Source organism: Paenibacillus sp. DRB1-1 (genome assembly GCF_052119485.1).
Taxonomy (GTDB): Bacteria; Bacillota; Bacilli; order Paenibacillales; family Paenibacillaceae; genus Paenibacillus; species Paenibacillus polymyxa_B.
This window is the reverse complement of sequence record NZ_JBODQH010000001.1, coordinates 851,174-868,006: the sequence shown is the minus strand read 5'-3', so window position 1 is coordinate 868,006 and position 16,833 is coordinate 851,174. Positions and strand designations below refer to the sequence as shown.

Sequence of the window (16,833 nt, the reverse complement as noted above, 5' to 3'; positions counted from 1 at the left end):
TGATTTTTCGGTTAGGGGGAACTGCATTGAAATCAAACCTGAACGGACAAGCCATTCTGCTATTAAGCTTGAATGGATTGTTTGTGTTTGCAGCAGCATTGTCAGGCACATTTCTTAACGTGTATTTGTGGAAAAGCAGGCAGGATTACGCCATGATCGGCTGGTTTAATGTCAGTCAACAAATTGCACTGGGAATTATGGTCTGGGTGGCTGGAAAGTGGGTCAAGGAACATAACAAAATGAATGCCCTACGCGTGGGCACCGCATTATCAGGCCTATTTTATCTGATCGTGTTATATACGGGACCGCAGGCTGTGAACTACATATGGCCGCTCGGGATGCTGCTGGGTGCAGCATTAGGTTTATTCTGGTTGGCGTTTAATGTGATTTTTTTCGAAGTCACAGATCAGGCAAGCCGTGATCATTTTAACGGATGGGTGGGTCTGCTGGGCTCGTTTTCTGGTATAGTGGGTCCTTGGCTGTCCGGTTGGATTATTGCCCGTATGGAGGATGACGCAGGTTATCGCGTGATATTCAGTATTTCCTTAGCCTTTTATGTCGTAGGAGTGGTGCTTAGTTTCTTTCTTCGCAAGCGTAAGCCGACAGGAAATTACAATTGGAAAGAGCCCAAGCAACGATTGTCACAAAAAGGGAGTATGTGGCGTCCGTTGTCGTTATCGCTTATTGCTCAGGGCATCCGTGAAGGGGTGTTTGCCTTCCTGATTACGCTGCTCGTATATGTAGCTACTCAACAAGAATGGAAGCTTGCACAGTTTTCACTTATCACGTCGGCGGTTTCATTTTTCAGCTTTTGGGCTGTCGGAAAATGGCTCAAGCCACACTATCGTTCGGCGGGTATGCTGTTGGGTGCCGTGTTGTTGGTGATCGCGCTTTTACCGTTATTGTGGCGTATGGAGTATAGCACGCTACTGATTATGGGGATCGGCACCGCTTTATTTATGCCTTTATATTTAATTCCCATGATTTCTGCGAGCTTTGATTTAATGGGTACGAGTAAAGGAGATGCCAATCAGAGAGTGGAACTGGTTGTATTGCGCGAACTATGCTTAATGGTAGGCCGGTTGACTGGAACACTCATTTTCCTGGGTGTCCTAAGTATCAGCAAGGCTCCTACGGCGATGATCTGGTTGTTGATTGGCCTTGCATTGATGCCAGTGCTCGGATGGTTTTTTATGCGAAGTGTGCTGAAAATGGAACAAAAGACGAAGCAGAGCAAATCTCACTCCCATGCACACCGCTGGCACAAGCAAACCGAATAGTTTGAAAATACATTTAAAAAAGACCTCCAGACCCAATTAGTAGGGGAAGGAGGTTCTTTTTTGTATTCCATATGTTAAACCATCGGCTCCTTTGTTTCAGGCGAGGGCTTGGTAGTACGAATTAGAGAATAAAGCTCCATTTCAGGTCGGTGTGTGCCCGTCAGTTCATCAGCCAATAGCTGTGCGGCCATCATACTCGTAACCGTCCCATTTCCCCCGTAACCCTCCAAAAAATAGCAGTTTGGAAAACGTGGATGTGGACCAATATAGGGCAAACCGTCGTGAGAGGAGCCGAATACAGCCGCCCAGGCATAGTCGATCTGAAATGGAACACCGGGAAAATGCTCCTGTAGTGTTTGCAGTAGCTTTTGCTGTTGGTGTAGCAGCCTGATTTCACGTTGATTGGCGTCCAGTACAGGTTCATCCAAACCACCAACAATGATGCGTCCTTCCGGTGTTGAGCGTATGTACAGATAAGGACGAGCAGTTTCCCAAATCAGACACTGCTCATACCACAAGGGAACATCTCCGATTGGCTTGGTGGCGATAGCATAAGAGCTTTCTAGAACGGCTCCGCGATCTGTTTTAATCTCCTGTGTTTCATAACCCGTTGCAAAAATGATTTTTTTCGCTCGGATAATTCCACCGCTGGTATGACAAACAACTTCATTTTCATTAAATTCAAAATGCTTGGCTTCCGTATGCTCATATAAGCGTACACCGAGACGGCTGGCGGATTGCAACAGTCCTTGGGCAAACAAAAATGGATTAACCTCGGCATCTTCGTGCGTGTACAAGGCTGCTGATTTTCGAAAAGGAAATCGGGCTGCAATCTGTTGCTCATCCCAGTATTCGACGGGGAATCCAAACCGGGTTAGCTGTTTGTACTCTTCCTGAAGCGTCTGCACATCCTCCGATGTACTTGCATAGTACAGGCTACTGCGGCGTATAAGGGACGGATCAATTTCCAGCGTGGTAGACAGCTTTTCCAACTGATCCAGAGCATCTTTACACATACGGTAAAACAGTACACCTTTCGTTTCACCAAACGTATTGATGAAGGAGGTTAAGGTCTTATCATTGCTATATTGCAGCAGTCCGGTATTGGCCGAAGAACTTCCATGTACCAGCTTGCGTTTGTCAATAACCACGGTGTCTACCTGTCGTTCTCCCAATAGCCGGGAGCAGATGGACCCACCCATCCCGCCTCCGATGATCAGTACATCACAATTTAAATCCTCTGCCAAAGGCGGAAAATCCGATTTTTGCTCCAAGGTACTCGGCCAATACGTTTTCCCGCTAATCAATTCCATATAAACAGCACTCCTTATAGGCAATATGTAGTATCTCTTATGTGTACATAGTATTTCGCCAAACGGACAAGATAACCAGCGTGCAACAAAACATTTAAGGAGGCACAGAGACTATGCAACCTACCAACATGCAACCCTTGACAGGCAAAGAGCTGGAGTACATCGTGGACTCCATTTCCAATGAAGAACTGCTGCTCAAGCAATGTACGGCGACAGCAGCATCCATTCAGCATCCAGCCATTCAGCAAGCTTGTCTGCAATTCGCGAGAACTCATGAGAACCACCTAAACCTGCTTTCCAATGCACTTCAACAGCACCAGCAGCTTGCTCCTATGCAACCGCAGCAGTAATTATGGATTAACCAATACAGGAGGTAATATCACGATGTTTTCACAGAACAATACGTCATTTATGCCCGAAGAAGATTTGCTCTATACCATTCTTGCCGATATGAAACGCACGGTGGGAGAGTATACAACAGCGACAACGGAATCCAATTGTCCGTCTGTGCGTCAGATGTTCACCGACCTTACGAACGATACGCTGCGCCTACAAGGCGATTTGTATCGTCTGATGAGTCAGAACAATATGTACTCCACTTCGTCAAAAGCACTGCGCATCGATTTGGACAAACAGATTCAAGAAGCTCGCAAGACCCAACACGAATGCCAACAGTTCATTCAGCAAAAGTCGTCATCAGCGGGGGGGTATGGTCAACCTATGCATCAGCAAGGGCAGCCGACTCACCAAAACAACCCTTACTATATGTAAACGGGATATTCCGTCTTTGAAGCAATTTCCCATAACAGCCGTCCGTCTGCCGGGTTTACCGGGGCGGACGGTTTTTCTTTGCAGGTTTAAAGTGCGTATTGTATGATGTATAGTAATCTCTTTCGATGGAGGCCTTATGTAGAATGACAGAGCTAAATGGTTTGAAATTAAAAGTGCTGGAATTGTTAAAAGAAGATGCAAGAAGAACACCGACTTTGTTGGCTACTTTACTGGGAGTTGACGAGCAGGATGTACGCACCTCAATTAAAGAGCTCGAAGACCAACATGTAATCGTTAAGTACGCCGCCGTAGTCAATTGGGATAAAGTCGACGACGAAAAGGTTACTGCTTTGATTGAAGTACAGATTACACCCGAGCGTGGAAGAGGATTTGAAGGCATTGCAGAACGGATTTATTTGTATCCGCAAGTTAAATCGGTTTATCTCATGTCCGGAGCATACGACTTGCTGGTAGAAGTTGAAGGCCGAAACCTCCGTGAGGTCGCTAATTTTGTGTCGGAGAAACTGTCTCCTATTGACTCGGTCTTGTCCACCAAGACTAATTTTACGCTTAAAAAATACAAGCAGGACGGAATTATCTTTGAGGATCATCAGGAAGATAATCGTCTGGTGATTTCGCCGTAAAGGAAGATCATGATGAATCTCAAAACAGAAACATTTACCGACAGTAACAAAGCCATGAGTTCCTATTTGTCCCCGTTGGTGCGCGAAATTCCATCTTCGGGCATTCGTAAGTTTTTTGACTTGGTGGGTGGCAACAAGGATATTATTACCCTTGGTGTAGGCGAACCGGATTTTACAACCCCTTGGCATATGCGGGAAGCCTGTGTCTATTCATTAGAGCGAGGTTTTACCAGCTATACGTCTAATGCGGGAACGCCAGAACTGCGTGAAGCGATTAGTGATTATCTGAATGAGCAATTTGAAGTTAATTATGATCCTAAAAATGAGATTATCGTGACCGTCGGGGGAAGCGAGGCGATTGATCTTGCTTTGCGTGCGTTAATTGTACCTGGCGACGAAATTCTCGTGCCCGAGCCGTGCTACATTTCATATTCTCCAATCACTTCGATTGGAGGCGGGATTCCGGTAGGTATTGAAACATTTGCTAAGGATGAATTTAAGCTGACGGCTGGGGCGTTGGAGGCAAAAATCACACCTAAATCCAAGGTGCTGATTTTATGCTATCCGAGCAATCCAACTGGGGCTACGATGACTTATGAAGATTGGCTTCCGATTGCCGAAGTCGTGGAAAAGCATGATTTGATCGTCATTTCTGATGAAATTTATGCTGAATTGAATTATGGAGAGAAGCATGTTAGTTTTGCCGCTATGCCTGGTATGATGGATCGTACGATTCTCGTCAGTGGTTTTTCCAAAGCCTTCGCCATGACAGGTTGGCGTATTGGATATACATGCGGACATCCAGATCTGATTGCGGCTATGCTCAAAATCCATCAGTACACCGTAATGTGTGCGCCTTCTATGGGGCAAGTTGCCGCACTGGAAGGCTTGCGGAATGGTTTGGGTGAGAAAGATCGTATGGTAGAAGCCTATAATCAGCGTCGCCGTCTGATGGTTGAAGGGTTCCGGGAAATCGGCCTGGAGTGCCATGAGCCAAGAGGGGCTTTTTATGTTTTCCCTAGTATTCAAAGCACAGGACTCAGCTCAGATGAATTTGCACAGCGTCTATTGGCAGAGGCTAAAGTTGCGGCTGTACCGGGTAATGTGTTCGGTTTGGGAGGCGAAGGCTATCTTCGTTGCTCATACGCGACTTCTGTTGCTCAGCTGACGGAGGCACTGGATCGGATTGGTCATTTTGTAGAAAAAGTAAGAAAAGAAGGTTAAAATTATTTTTTTATGGGTAATTCATAAAAAATAGTCTTTTATTTCTAAATTCTATGCTATAATTTGAAATCGAAAGCAGGAAGTTCAATTTTTCAATTGTAGGAGGAATGCTCATGTCATATGTTGGATATAATTCGTCTAGTTCAATAGGATACGACATTTCCCTAGAAGATGAAATTTTGTTCCTGCGCAATGAGATGATGCGGACGTTTCAGGAAGAGCAGTCCTTCACCTCTGATCTTGTCATCGAGATTAGTTGCAAGCTCGATTTGAAAATCAATGAATACATGAAGCTGTATGGTACGGAATGCAAGGTTTAACCGTGTGAAGTCAGCCACAGGTAAGAAGAAGGCCGTAGTGCCTTCTTTTTTTGCGTTCACAACTTATGATATATTAATGGCATGGAAGAGGGGGCGTACATATGAAAGCAGGGCTAAAAAGGCTATCGCCATGGATCATTGGAATGTTGGCACTTGTATTATTGGCTGGATGTGGGGGACGGGACAAGGATAGCTTCTCCATTTTTATTATGGATAAAGGGGATGCTTCAGTCATCCGTGAAGAGCTGGCACAAAAGCTTAAGGATAAGCTGGGCGAACAGGCTCCGACTATTGAGATTTCAGTCAGTCCACTGTATAACCAGCAGAAGCTGGTTGTAGAATATGCGGCTGGGGAGCATGATCTGTTTCTTTTGCCGGAAGAGGACATGAAGCTGTATGGACAGAATGGTTCGAATTTGCCGTTAGATGATGCTTTTGACAAAAAGACGTACGCTCGGGGCGTGTTCGAGGGCGGCGTATTTAAGAAGAAGGGGCAGGAGAAAGAAGAAACAGATGTAAGCAAGGAAACTCATTTGTTCGGAATTCCGGTGGAGCAGATGAAGATGTTTAAGGAGCTAAAATACAACTCAAAAACATTATTTGCTACCGTTCCGCCTCGTACAAGCAATAAGGAAGAAGCCATCAAGGTGCTGAAAGCACTTACGGAATGATAAGGGGGATGGGTAATATGGGTATATATACCAGAACGGGTGATGAAGGACAAACTTCTGTGATTGGAGGTCGAGTGTCCAAAGATGATGACCGTGTGGAGGCATACGGTACAATTGACGAGCTGAACAGCTTTGTAGGACAAGCGATCAGCTTTGCCGAAGGGGAAAAGTTTGCGGATATTCGGACTCAATTGGAGGAAATACAGCAGGAGCTGTTTGATTGTGGTTCGGATTTGGCGTTTGTTAAAATCAGTGAAAGCAAATATAAGGTGAAAGACGAGCTGACAGAGCGACTGGAAGGCTGGATTGATGCATGTCAAGAGGAAAATCCGAAGGTGGAGCGTTTTATTATACCGGGTGGTAGCACATTGTCCTCAACGCTTCATGTTTGCCGCACGGTTTGCCGACGCGCGGAACGCCGTGCTGTTACACTAGGCAAGCATACGGACATTAATCCGGCGGTACGTCGGTATTTGAACCGCCTTTCCGATTATTTCTTTGCCGTTGCTCGCACAGCGAATGTCCGTCAGGGTGTGCCCGATGTCGAATATGTGCGCAGCAAAAAAGTGTTCCGCAAATAAGGAGGCAACCGGGAATTTGTGATGAGCTTGTACTATGAACCTATCGTATATACGATCCCTCCTGAGGAGGAGGGCATGCTGCTAAAGACTATTTTACAAAAACGTATGAACATTTCTCGAAAGTTAATATCCAAACTCAAGCTGACCGAGCAAGGTATTATGCTGAACGGGACACGTGTGTACATCAGCGTAAAGGTGAAGTCCGGGGATCAAGTAGAAATTCGCATGGAGCGCGAGCGTTCTGATGATATTTTACCTGAACCCATTCTTTTTGAGATTTTGTTTGAGGATGAACATTTGTTAGTGGTGAACAAGGCGGCGGGCATGATTGTTCACCCGACTCACGGTCATTACACAGGAACACTGGCTAATGGGGTTGTGCATTATTGGCAGGCGAAGGGAGAACTGTTCCGGTTTCGTCCTGTTCATCGTCTTGATCAAGAGACGACGGGTGTGCTGGTAGTAGCCAAAAATCCGTATGTACACCAGCATATTTCTGAGCAGATGATTGCGGGAACGGTGGATAAGCGCTATACGGCTCTGGTGCATGGGCGCCCTGAGCTGCAGGAAGGTAAGGTAGACGGACCAATTGACCGTAACCCGGATAATCCGCATTTACGTATGGTGACCCCGGATGGTTATCCTGCCCTTACGCTGTATAAGCTGGAGGAAGTGTGGAACGGGGGAAGTCGCATCGGACTAAAGTTGGAATCCGGGCGTACGCACCAAATTCGAGTGCATATGACTTATATCGGTTGTCCGTTGATCGGAGATAAAATGTACCAGATTACACCCGATGATGCTGCGCAACTTGAGCGATATGATCAGCTTGATGCCAGGATGCCTCGACAAGCCTTGCATGCCTCAGAACTGTCCTTGGAGCATCCTGTAACCGGGGAGCGGCTGACGTTCTATGCTCCTCTACCTGACGATATGGCTGAAATGCAGGAGCTATTAAGAGCTAATATTTTTCAGAATAAAATATAAATAAGCTATCAAAACCAAATGGAGGTTAATCTAGCGATGAGCCAACTGAAAGTATATCAGTATTCTAAATGCAGTACCTGCCGTAATGCAGTGAAATGGCTGCAAAACAATGGACATGAGACGGAACTTATTTCTATTTTTGAACAGCCGCCCGGCCCGGAGGAATTGGAAGACTTAATTCGAAAAAGCGGGCTGGAGCTAAAAAAGTTTTTTAATACAAGCGGTGAGGTGTACAAAGAGTTAAAGCTGAAAGATAAGCTTGGAGACATGAGTCGTGAAGAGCAAATTTCGCTTTTATCCTCGAATGGAAGATTAATCAAACGCCCGATTGTAACTGACGGGAACAAAGTAACGATAGGATTTAAAGAGGAAACATTTGAGGGCACATGGGGAGCTCAATAACGCCCAATTTACACTCACGATATGTTATACTGTGGGGGTTAAATATTATGATGAATGGGAGCAATACAATCTGTGACACAACGCAATGAACAATCCGTAATGCTGGTTGACGGCATGGCCCTGCTATTTCGCGCTTATTATGCAACCGCCGCAAACGGTTATATCCGTCGTACAAAAGCTGGGGTGCCAACGAACGCCATATATGGTTTTATTCGATATTTTTGGGATGCAGTCCAAACGTTTAATCCTACACATGTCATTTGCTGCTGGGATATGGGCGGAACGACATTCCGTGGGGAACATTTTGCTGCGTATAAAGGAAACCGAGCCGACGCACCAGATGATTTGATCCCTCAATTTACATTGATTCGTGAAGTGACGGACAGCCTCGGCATACCCAACATTGGAGCGGAAGGCTTTGAAGCCGATGATTGTATCGGTACGCTTGCACGTCATTATTCGCAAAATGAGGACACGGATGTAATGATTCTCTCAGGAGATCATGATTTACTTCAATTAGTGGATGAGCGGACACGGGTCATTATTATGAAAAAAGGGCACGGCAATTATATGGTATACACCCCGGAGACCCTGCTGACTGAAAAAGGGCTTAAGCCACGTCAAGTGGTGGACCTTAAAGGCCTGATGGGGGATGCAAGCGATAATTATCCTGGAGTACGAGGTATTGGTGAGAAAACGGCACTCAAGCTGGTGCAGGAATACGACTCTATTGAGGGCATTCTGGAGAATCTGGATCAATTAACACCCTCGGTCCGTAAAAAAATTGAGAGTGATTTGGATATGCTGCATCTTTCACGCAAACTTGCTGAAATTCACTGTGGTGTACCTGTAGCATGTGCTTTGGATAGCTGTCTGCTGACGCTGGATCACGTGCAAATTGTAGACAAGTTTGAGCAGCTTGAAATGAAAAGCTTGTGTACATTGATGGGTGTCGCAACCGGATCTTAATGAAGCTGTTAGGCTTGATACGGACAATTTAAGTAAAGTAAGTAATATAGGGATGCTGACGCTTGGTGCGTTAGTGTCCTTATTTATATACCATATGTCGACGGAGTTATGTAGTCATGTGAAGGATTATATACAATTGCGATAAGGGGATTGACCTCAGGTACATTTCAGGTGAATATAGTGGAGAGAGAACCGGATTATCGAAAGGGGACAACAGCAACTATGACAGTATTGGGAGCAATTGAGGCAGGCGGTACCAAATTTGTATGTGGAATTGGCAACGAACATGGGGAGGTACTGGAACGGGCGAGCTTTCCAACCACCACCCCAGCAGAAACAATGGAGAATGTTATCGCATTTTTTGAAGGCAAGGGCATTGAAGCATTGGGCGTAGGCTCGTTCGGGCCGATTGATCCTATCGAAGGTAGTGATACATATGGCTATATTACAACAACGCCAAAGCCGCATTGGGGAAATTACAATCTGATTGGCAAACTGAAAGAGCATTTTGATGTGCCTATGGGGTTTGACACGGATGTGAATGGAGCAGCACTTGGTGAGTCTATTTGGGGTGCCGCCAAAGGCTTGGACAACTGTCTGTATATTACAATAGGTACAGGCATCGGGGCGGGTGCTTTGGTTGGTGGAAAGCTGATACATGGATTATCCCACCCGGAAATGGGGCATATTCTGGTACGTCGTCACCCAGAAGATACTTACGAGGGGACATGTCCTTATCACGGAGATTGTTTGGAGGGACTGGCAGCAGGTCCTGCGCTCGAAAAAAGATGGAAGGTTAAAGGACATGAGCTTTCTGTCGATCACCCGGCCTGGGAAATGGAAGCGTACTATTTGGCACAGGCTTTAATGAGCTATGTATTAATCCTGTCACCGCAGAAAATTATTATGGGCGGGGGAGTGATGAAGCAGAACCAACTGTTCCCGCTCATTCGTACCAAGCTTCAAGAACTTTTGAATGGATACGTCCAGCATTCGAGTCTGACAACAGATATTGAGCAATATATCGTATCTCCGGGATTGGGTGACAATGCTGGATTATGCGGTGCTCTGGCATTGGCAAAGGAAAAGCTGAATCATTAGAAATTATGGTTGACGGCACTCCAAGGTACGGTTATTATATAGGCAACAGTATAGTACGGCTCAAAAAAGGAAGCACCTTTCTTGCGAATTCGCAGGATAGGTGTTTTTTTGCGTTTTTGTGTTGTGCGTGACTGTCTTTCAACGATATGAGGGAGGAAGAAATCATGGAGATTGTATTTTTAAATCGCTTGTCCAAACGGAATGAACAGGGCTATGAGGACTTTGCTCAGGTATGGATTGGGCAGCATGAAGGGAGATGGAGTGCAGGCTGGAGCACACACCATGTCCCGGATGAAAGTATAGACGACCTTTGGTATGAGGGCAGCTTGTGGCAGGAATTACTGCATGTATACCGTCATGAGCTGGCGCTCAAAATGGCTGAGGGCTACAGGCCCTTAATCCATGGCGTATTTCATGAGCAAGAAGGCTCCTCAGGACGAGGACAAACGCTGCAAAAGCTTTATTGCTACAGTGATTTGTTTCCACGTGATGAAGTGTATGAGCAGTTGTCGATGTGGAGACGGCAAAAAGCAGCAACGGAACGAAAAGCCCCTTATTTTATCGCTACGAATCGGCTGCTTCGGCTCATTAGCGTCTATCTTCCCCATACCGAAGAAGAACTGTTGGAGCTGCCTGGTATGGGTCAGGGTAAAATGTCTCAATATGGGACGGAGCTATTGGCTATTACGACACAAAATGATCGGACCACGCCATTTCCGTTGAACTGGGTAATAGAGACGCTGGAAGAAGAAGTTTTTTTGTCATGGCTATACAAGCAAAAAGAGAACCAGTACAGGCAGGAGCTGAACAAATTCAGCCTAACTAGAACGATTATCGAAGGCATTTCGGACGGTCTTTCACTGGAACATATCGGAATGAAGACAGGTTTGCATCGTAGAGAGATGATTGAAGCTGTGGAGCATTTGGACAGGGATGGCATTGATATGGAGAAGCTGATCCGCAAGGAATTGGTGAATGTATCTGAGGAGGAGCAGGCAGCCATCTGGTCTGCTTATGAAGAGTTGGGGGATACGCTGCTCAAGCCCGTCATGCTGAAAGTGTATGGGGAAGAAAAGGCAACCGAAACAGGACTGGATCAAATTTACGAGCGTCTGCGTTTGATCCGTATACGGTTTCGTCATCAGCAGGTACCCGACCGACATGTTGGATAATATAGAACTGATTGAATAAAGCTAAAGTATTAAAGTACATTCAGGGTTCAACATACTAAAAAGCAGCAGCGAGTCCACACAGGACACGGCTGCTGCTTTTTATGACAAAGCTTAAAATCGAAATAAGTAATCCAAATTGGTACTTCTCCCCCTTTTCTTTTTAAACCCAATCTTTCTTGCGGAAAATACAGAACATACTGACACCTAATGCCACCATAATACCAATGACGACAAAATAGCCATAACGTGTATGGAGCTCAGGCATATTATCGAAGTTCATCCCATATATTCCGGTAATGACTGTCAATGGCATAAATACGGTCGTAATTGCCGTAAACACACGCATAATTTCATTGGCACGGTTGGCGATACTGGATTGATAAGCTTCTCGAAGGTTACCCATCAAGTCGCGGTAAGTTTCAAAAGTCTCCGAAATTTTCACAGCATTTTCATAAATGTCGCTGAAATATTTTTGCAATTGATCGTCGATGAGCCGCAAATCTCGTTTGTTCAGGGTATTGATGACTTCTTTTTGCGGACCCAGCACTTTTTTTAACCACAGAATCTCACTTCGTAAGCCGATGATTTCGTTCAAATGCGACTTTTTCGTATGCATTAGAATATCTTCTTCCAGCTTCTCAATGCGGACCTCAATCCGGTCACCAACCAGAAAATAGTTGTCAACAATCAAGTCGACCAACAGATACATAAAACGGTCAGGCTGGCTGACTTCTTGCTCCCACAGCATAGGCTTGAGGGTACGAAGCTCATTTATTTTCTGCTTGGTCACCGTAATGATAAAATGGCGGCCGAGAAAAATGTTCAAAGCTCGCAAAAATATTTCTTCATCATCAAAACGAATGCTATTTACAACGATAAAATAATGGCTTTCATAAATTTCAATTTTCGGACGCTGTTCTTCTTCACTCAAACAGTCTTCTACTGCAAGATCATGCATGGAAAATAAAGGCTGGAGCACTGCCAAATCATCGACATCGGCATCAATCCAATAAAAACCTTCTGCCGGTGCAGTAAGCGCCATTTCAATTTCTTCGATAGGGGTAAAAACCCCGTTGTTAACCAAACGGATTTTCATATATGTCACTCCTTATGCTCCGTCGTAACGGAAATACGTTTACCTTAAGCATAAGGAATGGACTCAGTTAGCCAGTTAGCCGGTGCGGGTAAGCTTGCACTTCCATCAAAAGCCGGAGGCTTTTGGAGCATGCAGAGCCTGGCGTCCCGTCTTTCGGCAAGCTGAAGTCATTCCTATGCTGTTGTTCAGGGATCGCCGCCTTTTCGGACTCGGGTCGCCTTCCATTCCGGATTCACCTCTCAAATGTTCTTTTTTAGATTGCCACAGTATCGCAGGAAACACTCAAATCTGCACTACTGCTCCATATTTTTGCCTAATAGCACTTGTATAGTATAACGCTCGGCCTACGGCCTTTCAAGCGCAAAATCATGGGCTAAATCAACAGTAGTGGCAAGAGCTTCAGCGATAGGAGGGATATGATTTAACCTATGGGAAAGGTAGACAAAATGTGAATGCAGGGTACAAATTTAAAAGTCCTATCTTGACGAAGCCCAGCCGATGCATTAAAGTGAACAACAAGAACTTTGTAAACCCAAAATGAATATAGCGAAATCTTATCAAGAGCAGGTGGAGGGACTAGCCCGATGATACCCGGCAACCGGCGATTTTAATCGCACGGTGCTAATTCTTGCAGGACGTGCGCTTTGTACAAAGCGCGTTGCCCTGACAGATGAGAGAGGCGCATATGGATACAAATATGACCTTTCTCTAACCTGAGAAAGGTCTTTTTATTATATGCCCGGCATCTCAACAAGACGATTTTCGCAAAACTTACGAACAAGGAGTGAGTTTACATGCCGATTAAAATCCCAGACACGCTACCTGCAAAGGAAGTGCTGGAGGGTGAAAATATTTTCGTAATGGATGAAAGCCTGGCTTATCATCAGGACATTCGCCCGTTGCGTATCGCCATTTTGAATTTAATGCCGACAAAGGAAACGACGGAAACCCAACTGTTGCGCTTGGTCGGCAATACGCCGCTGCAAGTGGACGTCACGCTGGTGCACATGAAATCTCATGTATCCAAAAATACATCGCAAGAATATTTAAACATGTTCTATAAAACGTTTGACGAGATCAAGAACAGTCGTTTTGACGGCATGGTCATTACAGGAGCCCCGGTTGAACAGCTTGAGTTTGAGGATGTGAACTACTGGGAGGAGATCCAGCAAATCTTTGAATGGACGAAAACGAATGTAACTTCGACCATACATATCTGTTGGGCCTCACAGGCAGGCTTATACCATCATTTCGATGTCCCTAAATACGGGCTCGACTACAAATGCTTTGGCGTATTTCCACATATAGTGATTAAGCCTAAAGTAAAATTGCTACGCGGCTTTGATGAATTGTTTTATGCTCCTCACTCCCGACATACTGAGGTTCGGCGGGAAGATATTGATCATATTGCCGAATTAGAAGTTTTATCCGAATCCGAAGAAGCTGGAGTGTACCTCGTAGCCACGCTTGACGGTAAACAAATTTTTGTAACTGGGCACTCTGAATATGACCCGCTTTCCCTGAAATGGGAATACGACCGCGATGTGGCCAAAGGAATGGATATTGAAGTCCCGAAAAATTATTTTCCTAATGATGATCCCAAGCGCACACCACCCTCAATCTGGCGGGCACACGCCAACTTATTATTCTCGAATTGGCTGAACTATTATGTATACCAAGAAACACCTTACGATATCGGGCCCCAGATTTAAAAAGGGGCTTGTAGTTTACCCCTGCACAGTACCACCTTGCAGTAGCGCAGCAGTATAGTCTTTGACATCCATTTTTGCAGGATATGTTATAGCACCCACTATGGAAGTTAACAGGAGGACTCATATGAGTGAGAAACAGTGGAAAATCGAAAGCAGATTGGCACAAATCGGTTCAGTAGAGGAACCAGTAACTGGGGCTATTAATTACCCGATTTACCAATCTACGGCGTTCCGCCATCCCCGTCTAGGTCAAAGCACAGGATTTGATTACATTCGGACGATCAATCCCACGCGAAAGGTACTGGAAGAGGCTTCTGCTGCACTTGAATCTGGTGATGCAGGCTTTGCATGTAGCTCAGGTATGGCGGCGCTGCAAACGGTATTTGCATTGTTTGGACAGGGAGATCACCTCATTGTATCGCTGGATCTGTATGGCGGGACATATCGCTTGCTGGAGCGTATTTTATCTAAATTTGGTGTAACAGCAAGTTATGTGGATACGAATGATCTTGAAGCACTCGAACAGTCATGTCGACCGAATACTAAAGCTGTATTCATAGAAACACCTACAAATCCGTTAATGATGATTACTGATATTCGAGCGGTTGCCGAGTGGGCATCACAACATCAGTTGCTTACCATTGTAGATAATACGCTGCTAACCCCATATTTCCAGCGGCCATTGGAGCTGGGTGCGGATATTGTGGTACATAGCGCAACCAAATATTTGGGCGGACACAACGATGTGCTGGCAGGGTTGATCGTAACCAAAGGCAAAGAGCTATCGGCTGAAATTTCCTTCCTGCACAATTCCATAGGGGCCGTGCTTTCCCCGAGCGACTGCTATCAGTTGATGAAGGGGATGAAGACGTTAGCGCTGCGTATGGACCGACATCAGCATAATGCAACAGTGCTGTCTAACTATTTACTGTCGCATCCGGCGGTGGCGGAAGTATTTTATCCAGCTCTCGAAGGCCACCCAGGTCGTGAGATTCAAAATAAACAATCCAGCGGAAATACAGGTATCTTCTCCTTTAAAGTAAAGGATGCTCGTTATGTGGAGCCTTTGCTTCGTCACATTAAGCTCATTGCGTTTGCGGAAAGTCTCGGCGGTGTGGAATCGCTAATGACCTATCCCGCTGTGCAGACACATGCGGACATACCAGCAGAAATTCGGGATGCAGTCGGAGTAGATGACAGGCTGTTGCGTTTCTCCGTAGGCATTGAACATACAGAAGACCTAATTGAAGATTTGCGTTCAGCGTTGGAAGCGGCACGTCAAGAAGTAGAAGGAGGGGAGCAGCAATGATAGAGGATGCGAGAAGGATCGGCCAGGATCTGGACAAAGAGCGGAAGTTTGCTACCAAGCTGCTGCATTTCGGCTCTGAAATTGACAGTGTGACGGGGGCATCGAGCGTCCCGATCTATCAAGCTTCTACCTTTCACCATCATGATATTTTTAATCCTCCACAGCATGACTATTGCCGTTCAGGTAATCCGACACGACAAGCTTTGGAGGATTATATCGCCTTATTAGAAGGCGGAGCTAGCGGTTTTGCCTTTGCATCAGGTATGGCGGCCATCTCTACTACATTTATGCTCTTGTCTGCTGGAGATCATGTCATTGTTTCCGAGGACGTATATGGAGGAACATATCGACTGTTGACCTCCATTTTGAAACGGATGAATATCGAAACGACCTTCGTCGACATGACAGACCTCAACCTTGTGAAAGAGGCGTTGCAAGAGAATACAAGGGCTGTATATATGGAAACTCCGTCCAATCCGACACTCAAAATTACCGATGTAGCAGGAATAACCTCTTGGGCACGGGATAATGGACTTTTGACGTTATTGGATAATACTTTTATGACACCTTATTATCAACGTCCGATTGAGCAGGGAGTCGATATTGTATTGCACAGTGCGACCAAGTTTCTGGGCGGACACAGCGATGTGCTGGCAGGACTTGCGGTAGCGCGTACCGAATCGTTGGGGAGACAAATCAAGCAGCTCCAAAATGGACTGGGTACCGTGCTGGCTCCGCAGGAGTCATGGTTGCTCATGCGCGGTATGAAGACACTGGAGGCTCGTATGGCTCACAGCGAAAAGAGTGCAGCAAAGCTCGCCAATTGGCTGAACGAGCGCAATGACATTGAGGCGGTGTACTACCCGGGTCTGGAGAATCATCCAGGACGTGAAGTTCATGAGCGTCAATCCAGCGGTTATGGTGCAGTAATATCATTTGATGTAGGTTCTGGTGAGCGTGCAAAAGAAGTCCTCAGTCGCGTACGTATTCCAATTGTAGCGGTTAGTCTGGGAGCTGTGGAAAGCATCTTGTCGTATCCGGCGATGATGTCACATTCGGCTATGCCCCATAGTGTACGATTGGAGCGCGGGATTACGGACGGACTACTTCGTTTCTCCGTAGGTCTGGAGGATATTGGCGACCTGATCAGTGATCTGGATGAGGCGCTGCGCTAGAGCGTTAGCACATCAGTAGTATCTTTGTCTTTTTCACGCCCGGAGCAAATATGTACAGTACTAAACAGCAAGTTTCCAGTCATTGAAGTGAACCCTGTCAAGTAGA

Annotated in this window: 18 protein-coding genes and 1 riboswitch; of the genes, 16 read left to right on the top strand and 2 right to left on the bottom strand. The window is 45.7% G+C overall.

Annotated features, from left to right (window positions below):
- Positions 1 to 26 precede the first annotated feature (26 nt).
- Complete coding sequence (locus tag ACQW03_RS03970) at positions 27 to 1,280, top strand: MFS transporter (RefSeq protein ID WP_441948360.1); 1,254 nt, start codon at positions 27 to 29, stop codon at positions 1,278 to 1,280.
- A 74-nt stretch (positions 1,281 to 1,354) separates the two neighbouring features.
- On the opposite strand, the gene ACQW03_RS03965 is transcribed toward ACQW03_RS03970, so the two are convergent.
- The gene (locus ACQW03_RS03965) at positions 1,355 to 2,593 is read right to left on the bottom strand and encodes an NAD(P)/FAD-dependent oxidoreductase (RefSeq protein ID WP_441948358.1); all 1,239 of its coding nucleotides are present in this window, start codon (positions 2,591 to 2,593) and stop codon (positions 1,355 to 1,357) included.
- A 113-nt stretch (positions 2,594 to 2,706) separates the two neighbouring features.
- Here ACQW03_RS03965 and ACQW03_RS03960 point away from each other — a divergent pair, with 113 nt between their 5' ends.
- The 12 genes from ACQW03_RS03960 (at position 2,707) to ACQW03_RS03905 (ending at position 11,435) form a co-directional block, all read left to right on the top strand.
- Positions 2,707 to 2,943 (top strand): hypothetical protein, encoded by a 237-nt coding sequence (locus tag ACQW03_RS03960; protein WP_441948356.1) that lies wholly within the window; start codon positions 2,707 to 2,709, stop codon positions 2,941 to 2,943.
- A gap of 34 nt (positions 2,944 to 2,977) precedes the next feature.
- Positions 2,978 to 3,364 carry a spore coat protein gene (locus ACQW03_RS03955; protein WP_013309407.1) on the top strand — a complete coding sequence of 129 codons (387 nt, stop codon included), beginning with the start codon at positions 2,978 to 2,980 and terminating at the stop codon, positions 3,362 to 3,364.
- Between the two features lie 143 nt (positions 3,365 to 3,507).
- The gene (locus tag ACQW03_RS03950; protein WP_023987779.1) at positions 3,508 to 4,008 is read left to right on the top strand and encodes an Lrp/AsnC family transcriptional regulator; all 501 of its coding nucleotides are present in this window, start codon (positions 3,508 to 3,510) and stop codon (positions 4,006 to 4,008) included.
- Positions 4,009 to 4,020: 12 nt separating this feature from the next.
- The gene (locus tag ACQW03_RS03945; protein WP_441952296.1) at positions 4,021 to 5,232 is read left to right on the top strand and encodes an aminotransferase class I/II-fold pyridoxal phosphate-dependent enzyme; all 1,212 of its coding nucleotides are present in this window, start codon (positions 4,021 to 4,023) and stop codon (positions 5,230 to 5,232) included.
- Between the two features lie 113 nt (positions 5,233 to 5,345).
- On the top strand, positions 5,346 to 5,552 hold the full coding sequence (locus tag ACQW03_RS03940) for an aspartyl-phosphate phosphatase Spo0E family protein (RefSeq protein WP_025723314.1): 207 nt from the start codon (positions 5,346 to 5,348) through the stop codon (positions 5,550 to 5,552).
- Between the two features lie 101 nt (positions 5,553 to 5,653).
- Positions 5,654 to 6,223: a hypothetical protein gene (locus ACQW03_RS03935; protein WP_441948353.1), complete on the top strand. Its 570-nt coding sequence runs from the start codon at positions 5,654 to 5,656 to the stop codon at positions 6,221 to 6,223.
- Between the two features lie 17 nt (positions 6,224 to 6,240).
- Positions 6,241 to 6,804, top strand: a complete 564-nt coding sequence (locus tag ACQW03_RS03930) for a cob(I)yrinic acid a,c-diamide adenosyltransferase (protein WP_441948351.1) — start codon at positions 6,241 to 6,243, stop codon at positions 6,802 to 6,804.
- Positions 6,805 to 6,825: 21 nt separating this feature from the next.
- Positions 6,826 to 7,791 carry an RluA family pseudouridine synthase gene (locus tag ACQW03_RS03925; protein WP_441952294.1) on the top strand — a complete coding sequence of 322 codons (966 nt, stop codon included), beginning with the start codon at positions 6,826 to 6,828 and terminating at the stop codon, positions 7,789 to 7,791.
- Positions 7,792 to 7,827: 36 nt separating this feature from the next.
- Positions 7,828 to 8,193 (top strand): arsenate reductase family protein, encoded by a 366-nt coding sequence (locus ACQW03_RS03920; RefSeq protein ID WP_441948349.1) that lies wholly within the window; start codon positions 7,828 to 7,830, stop codon positions 8,191 to 8,193.
- A 72-nt stretch (positions 8,194 to 8,265) separates the two neighbouring features.
- Entirely contained in the window at positions 8,266 to 9,162 is an 897-nt protein-coding gene (locus ACQW03_RS03915) for a 5'-3' exonuclease (protein WP_441948347.1), read from the top strand.
- Between the two features lie 222 nt (positions 9,163 to 9,384).
- Positions 9,385 to 10,263, top strand: a complete 879-nt coding sequence (locus ACQW03_RS03910; RefSeq protein WP_348622456.1) for an ROK family protein — start codon at positions 9,385 to 9,387, stop codon at positions 10,261 to 10,263.
- Between the two features lie 164 nt (positions 10,264 to 10,427).
- Positions 10,428 to 11,435 carry an HRDC domain-containing protein gene (locus ACQW03_RS03905; protein WP_441948345.1) on the top strand — a complete coding sequence of 336 codons (1,008 nt, stop codon included), beginning with the start codon at positions 10,428 to 10,430 and terminating at the stop codon, positions 11,433 to 11,435.
- 160 nt (positions 11,436 to 11,595) lie between these two features.
- On the opposite strand, the gene corA is transcribed toward ACQW03_RS03905, so the two are convergent.
- The gene (gene corA, locus ACQW03_RS03900) at positions 11,596 to 12,531 is read right to left on the bottom strand and encodes a magnesium/cobalt transporter CorA (RefSeq protein WP_441948343.1); all 936 of its coding nucleotides are present in this window, start codon (positions 12,529 to 12,531) and stop codon (positions 11,596 to 11,598) included.
- A 551-nt stretch (positions 12,532 to 13,082) separates the two neighbouring features.
- Positions 13,083 to 13,208, top strand: a riboswitch (SAM riboswitch).
- 117 nt (positions 13,209 to 13,325) lie between these two features.
- Here corA and metA point away from each other — a divergent pair.
- The 3 genes from metA (at position 13,326) to ACQW03_RS03885 (ending at position 16,727) form a co-directional block, all read left to right on the top strand.
- Positions 13,326 to 14,243 carry a homoserine O-acetyltransferase MetA gene (gene metA, locus ACQW03_RS03895; protein ID WP_441948341.1) on the top strand — a complete coding sequence of 306 codons (918 nt, stop codon included), beginning with the start codon at positions 13,326 to 13,328 and terminating at the stop codon, positions 14,241 to 14,243.
- A gap of 124 nt (positions 14,244 to 14,367) precedes the next feature.
- Positions 14,368 to 15,552, top strand: a complete 1,185-nt coding sequence (locus ACQW03_RS03890) for a PLP-dependent transferase (protein WP_441948339.1) — start codon at positions 14,368 to 14,370, stop codon at positions 15,550 to 15,552.
- Positions 15,549 to 16,727 carry an aminotransferase class I/II-fold pyridoxal phosphate-dependent enzyme gene (locus tag ACQW03_RS03885; protein WP_441948337.1) on the top strand — a complete coding sequence of 393 codons (1,179 nt, stop codon included), beginning with the start codon at positions 15,549 to 15,551 and terminating at the stop codon, positions 16,725 to 16,727. Before ACQW03_RS03890 ends, ACQW03_RS03885 begins: the two co-directional genes overlap by 4 nt.
- Positions 16,728 to 16,833: the final 106 nt, after the last annotated feature.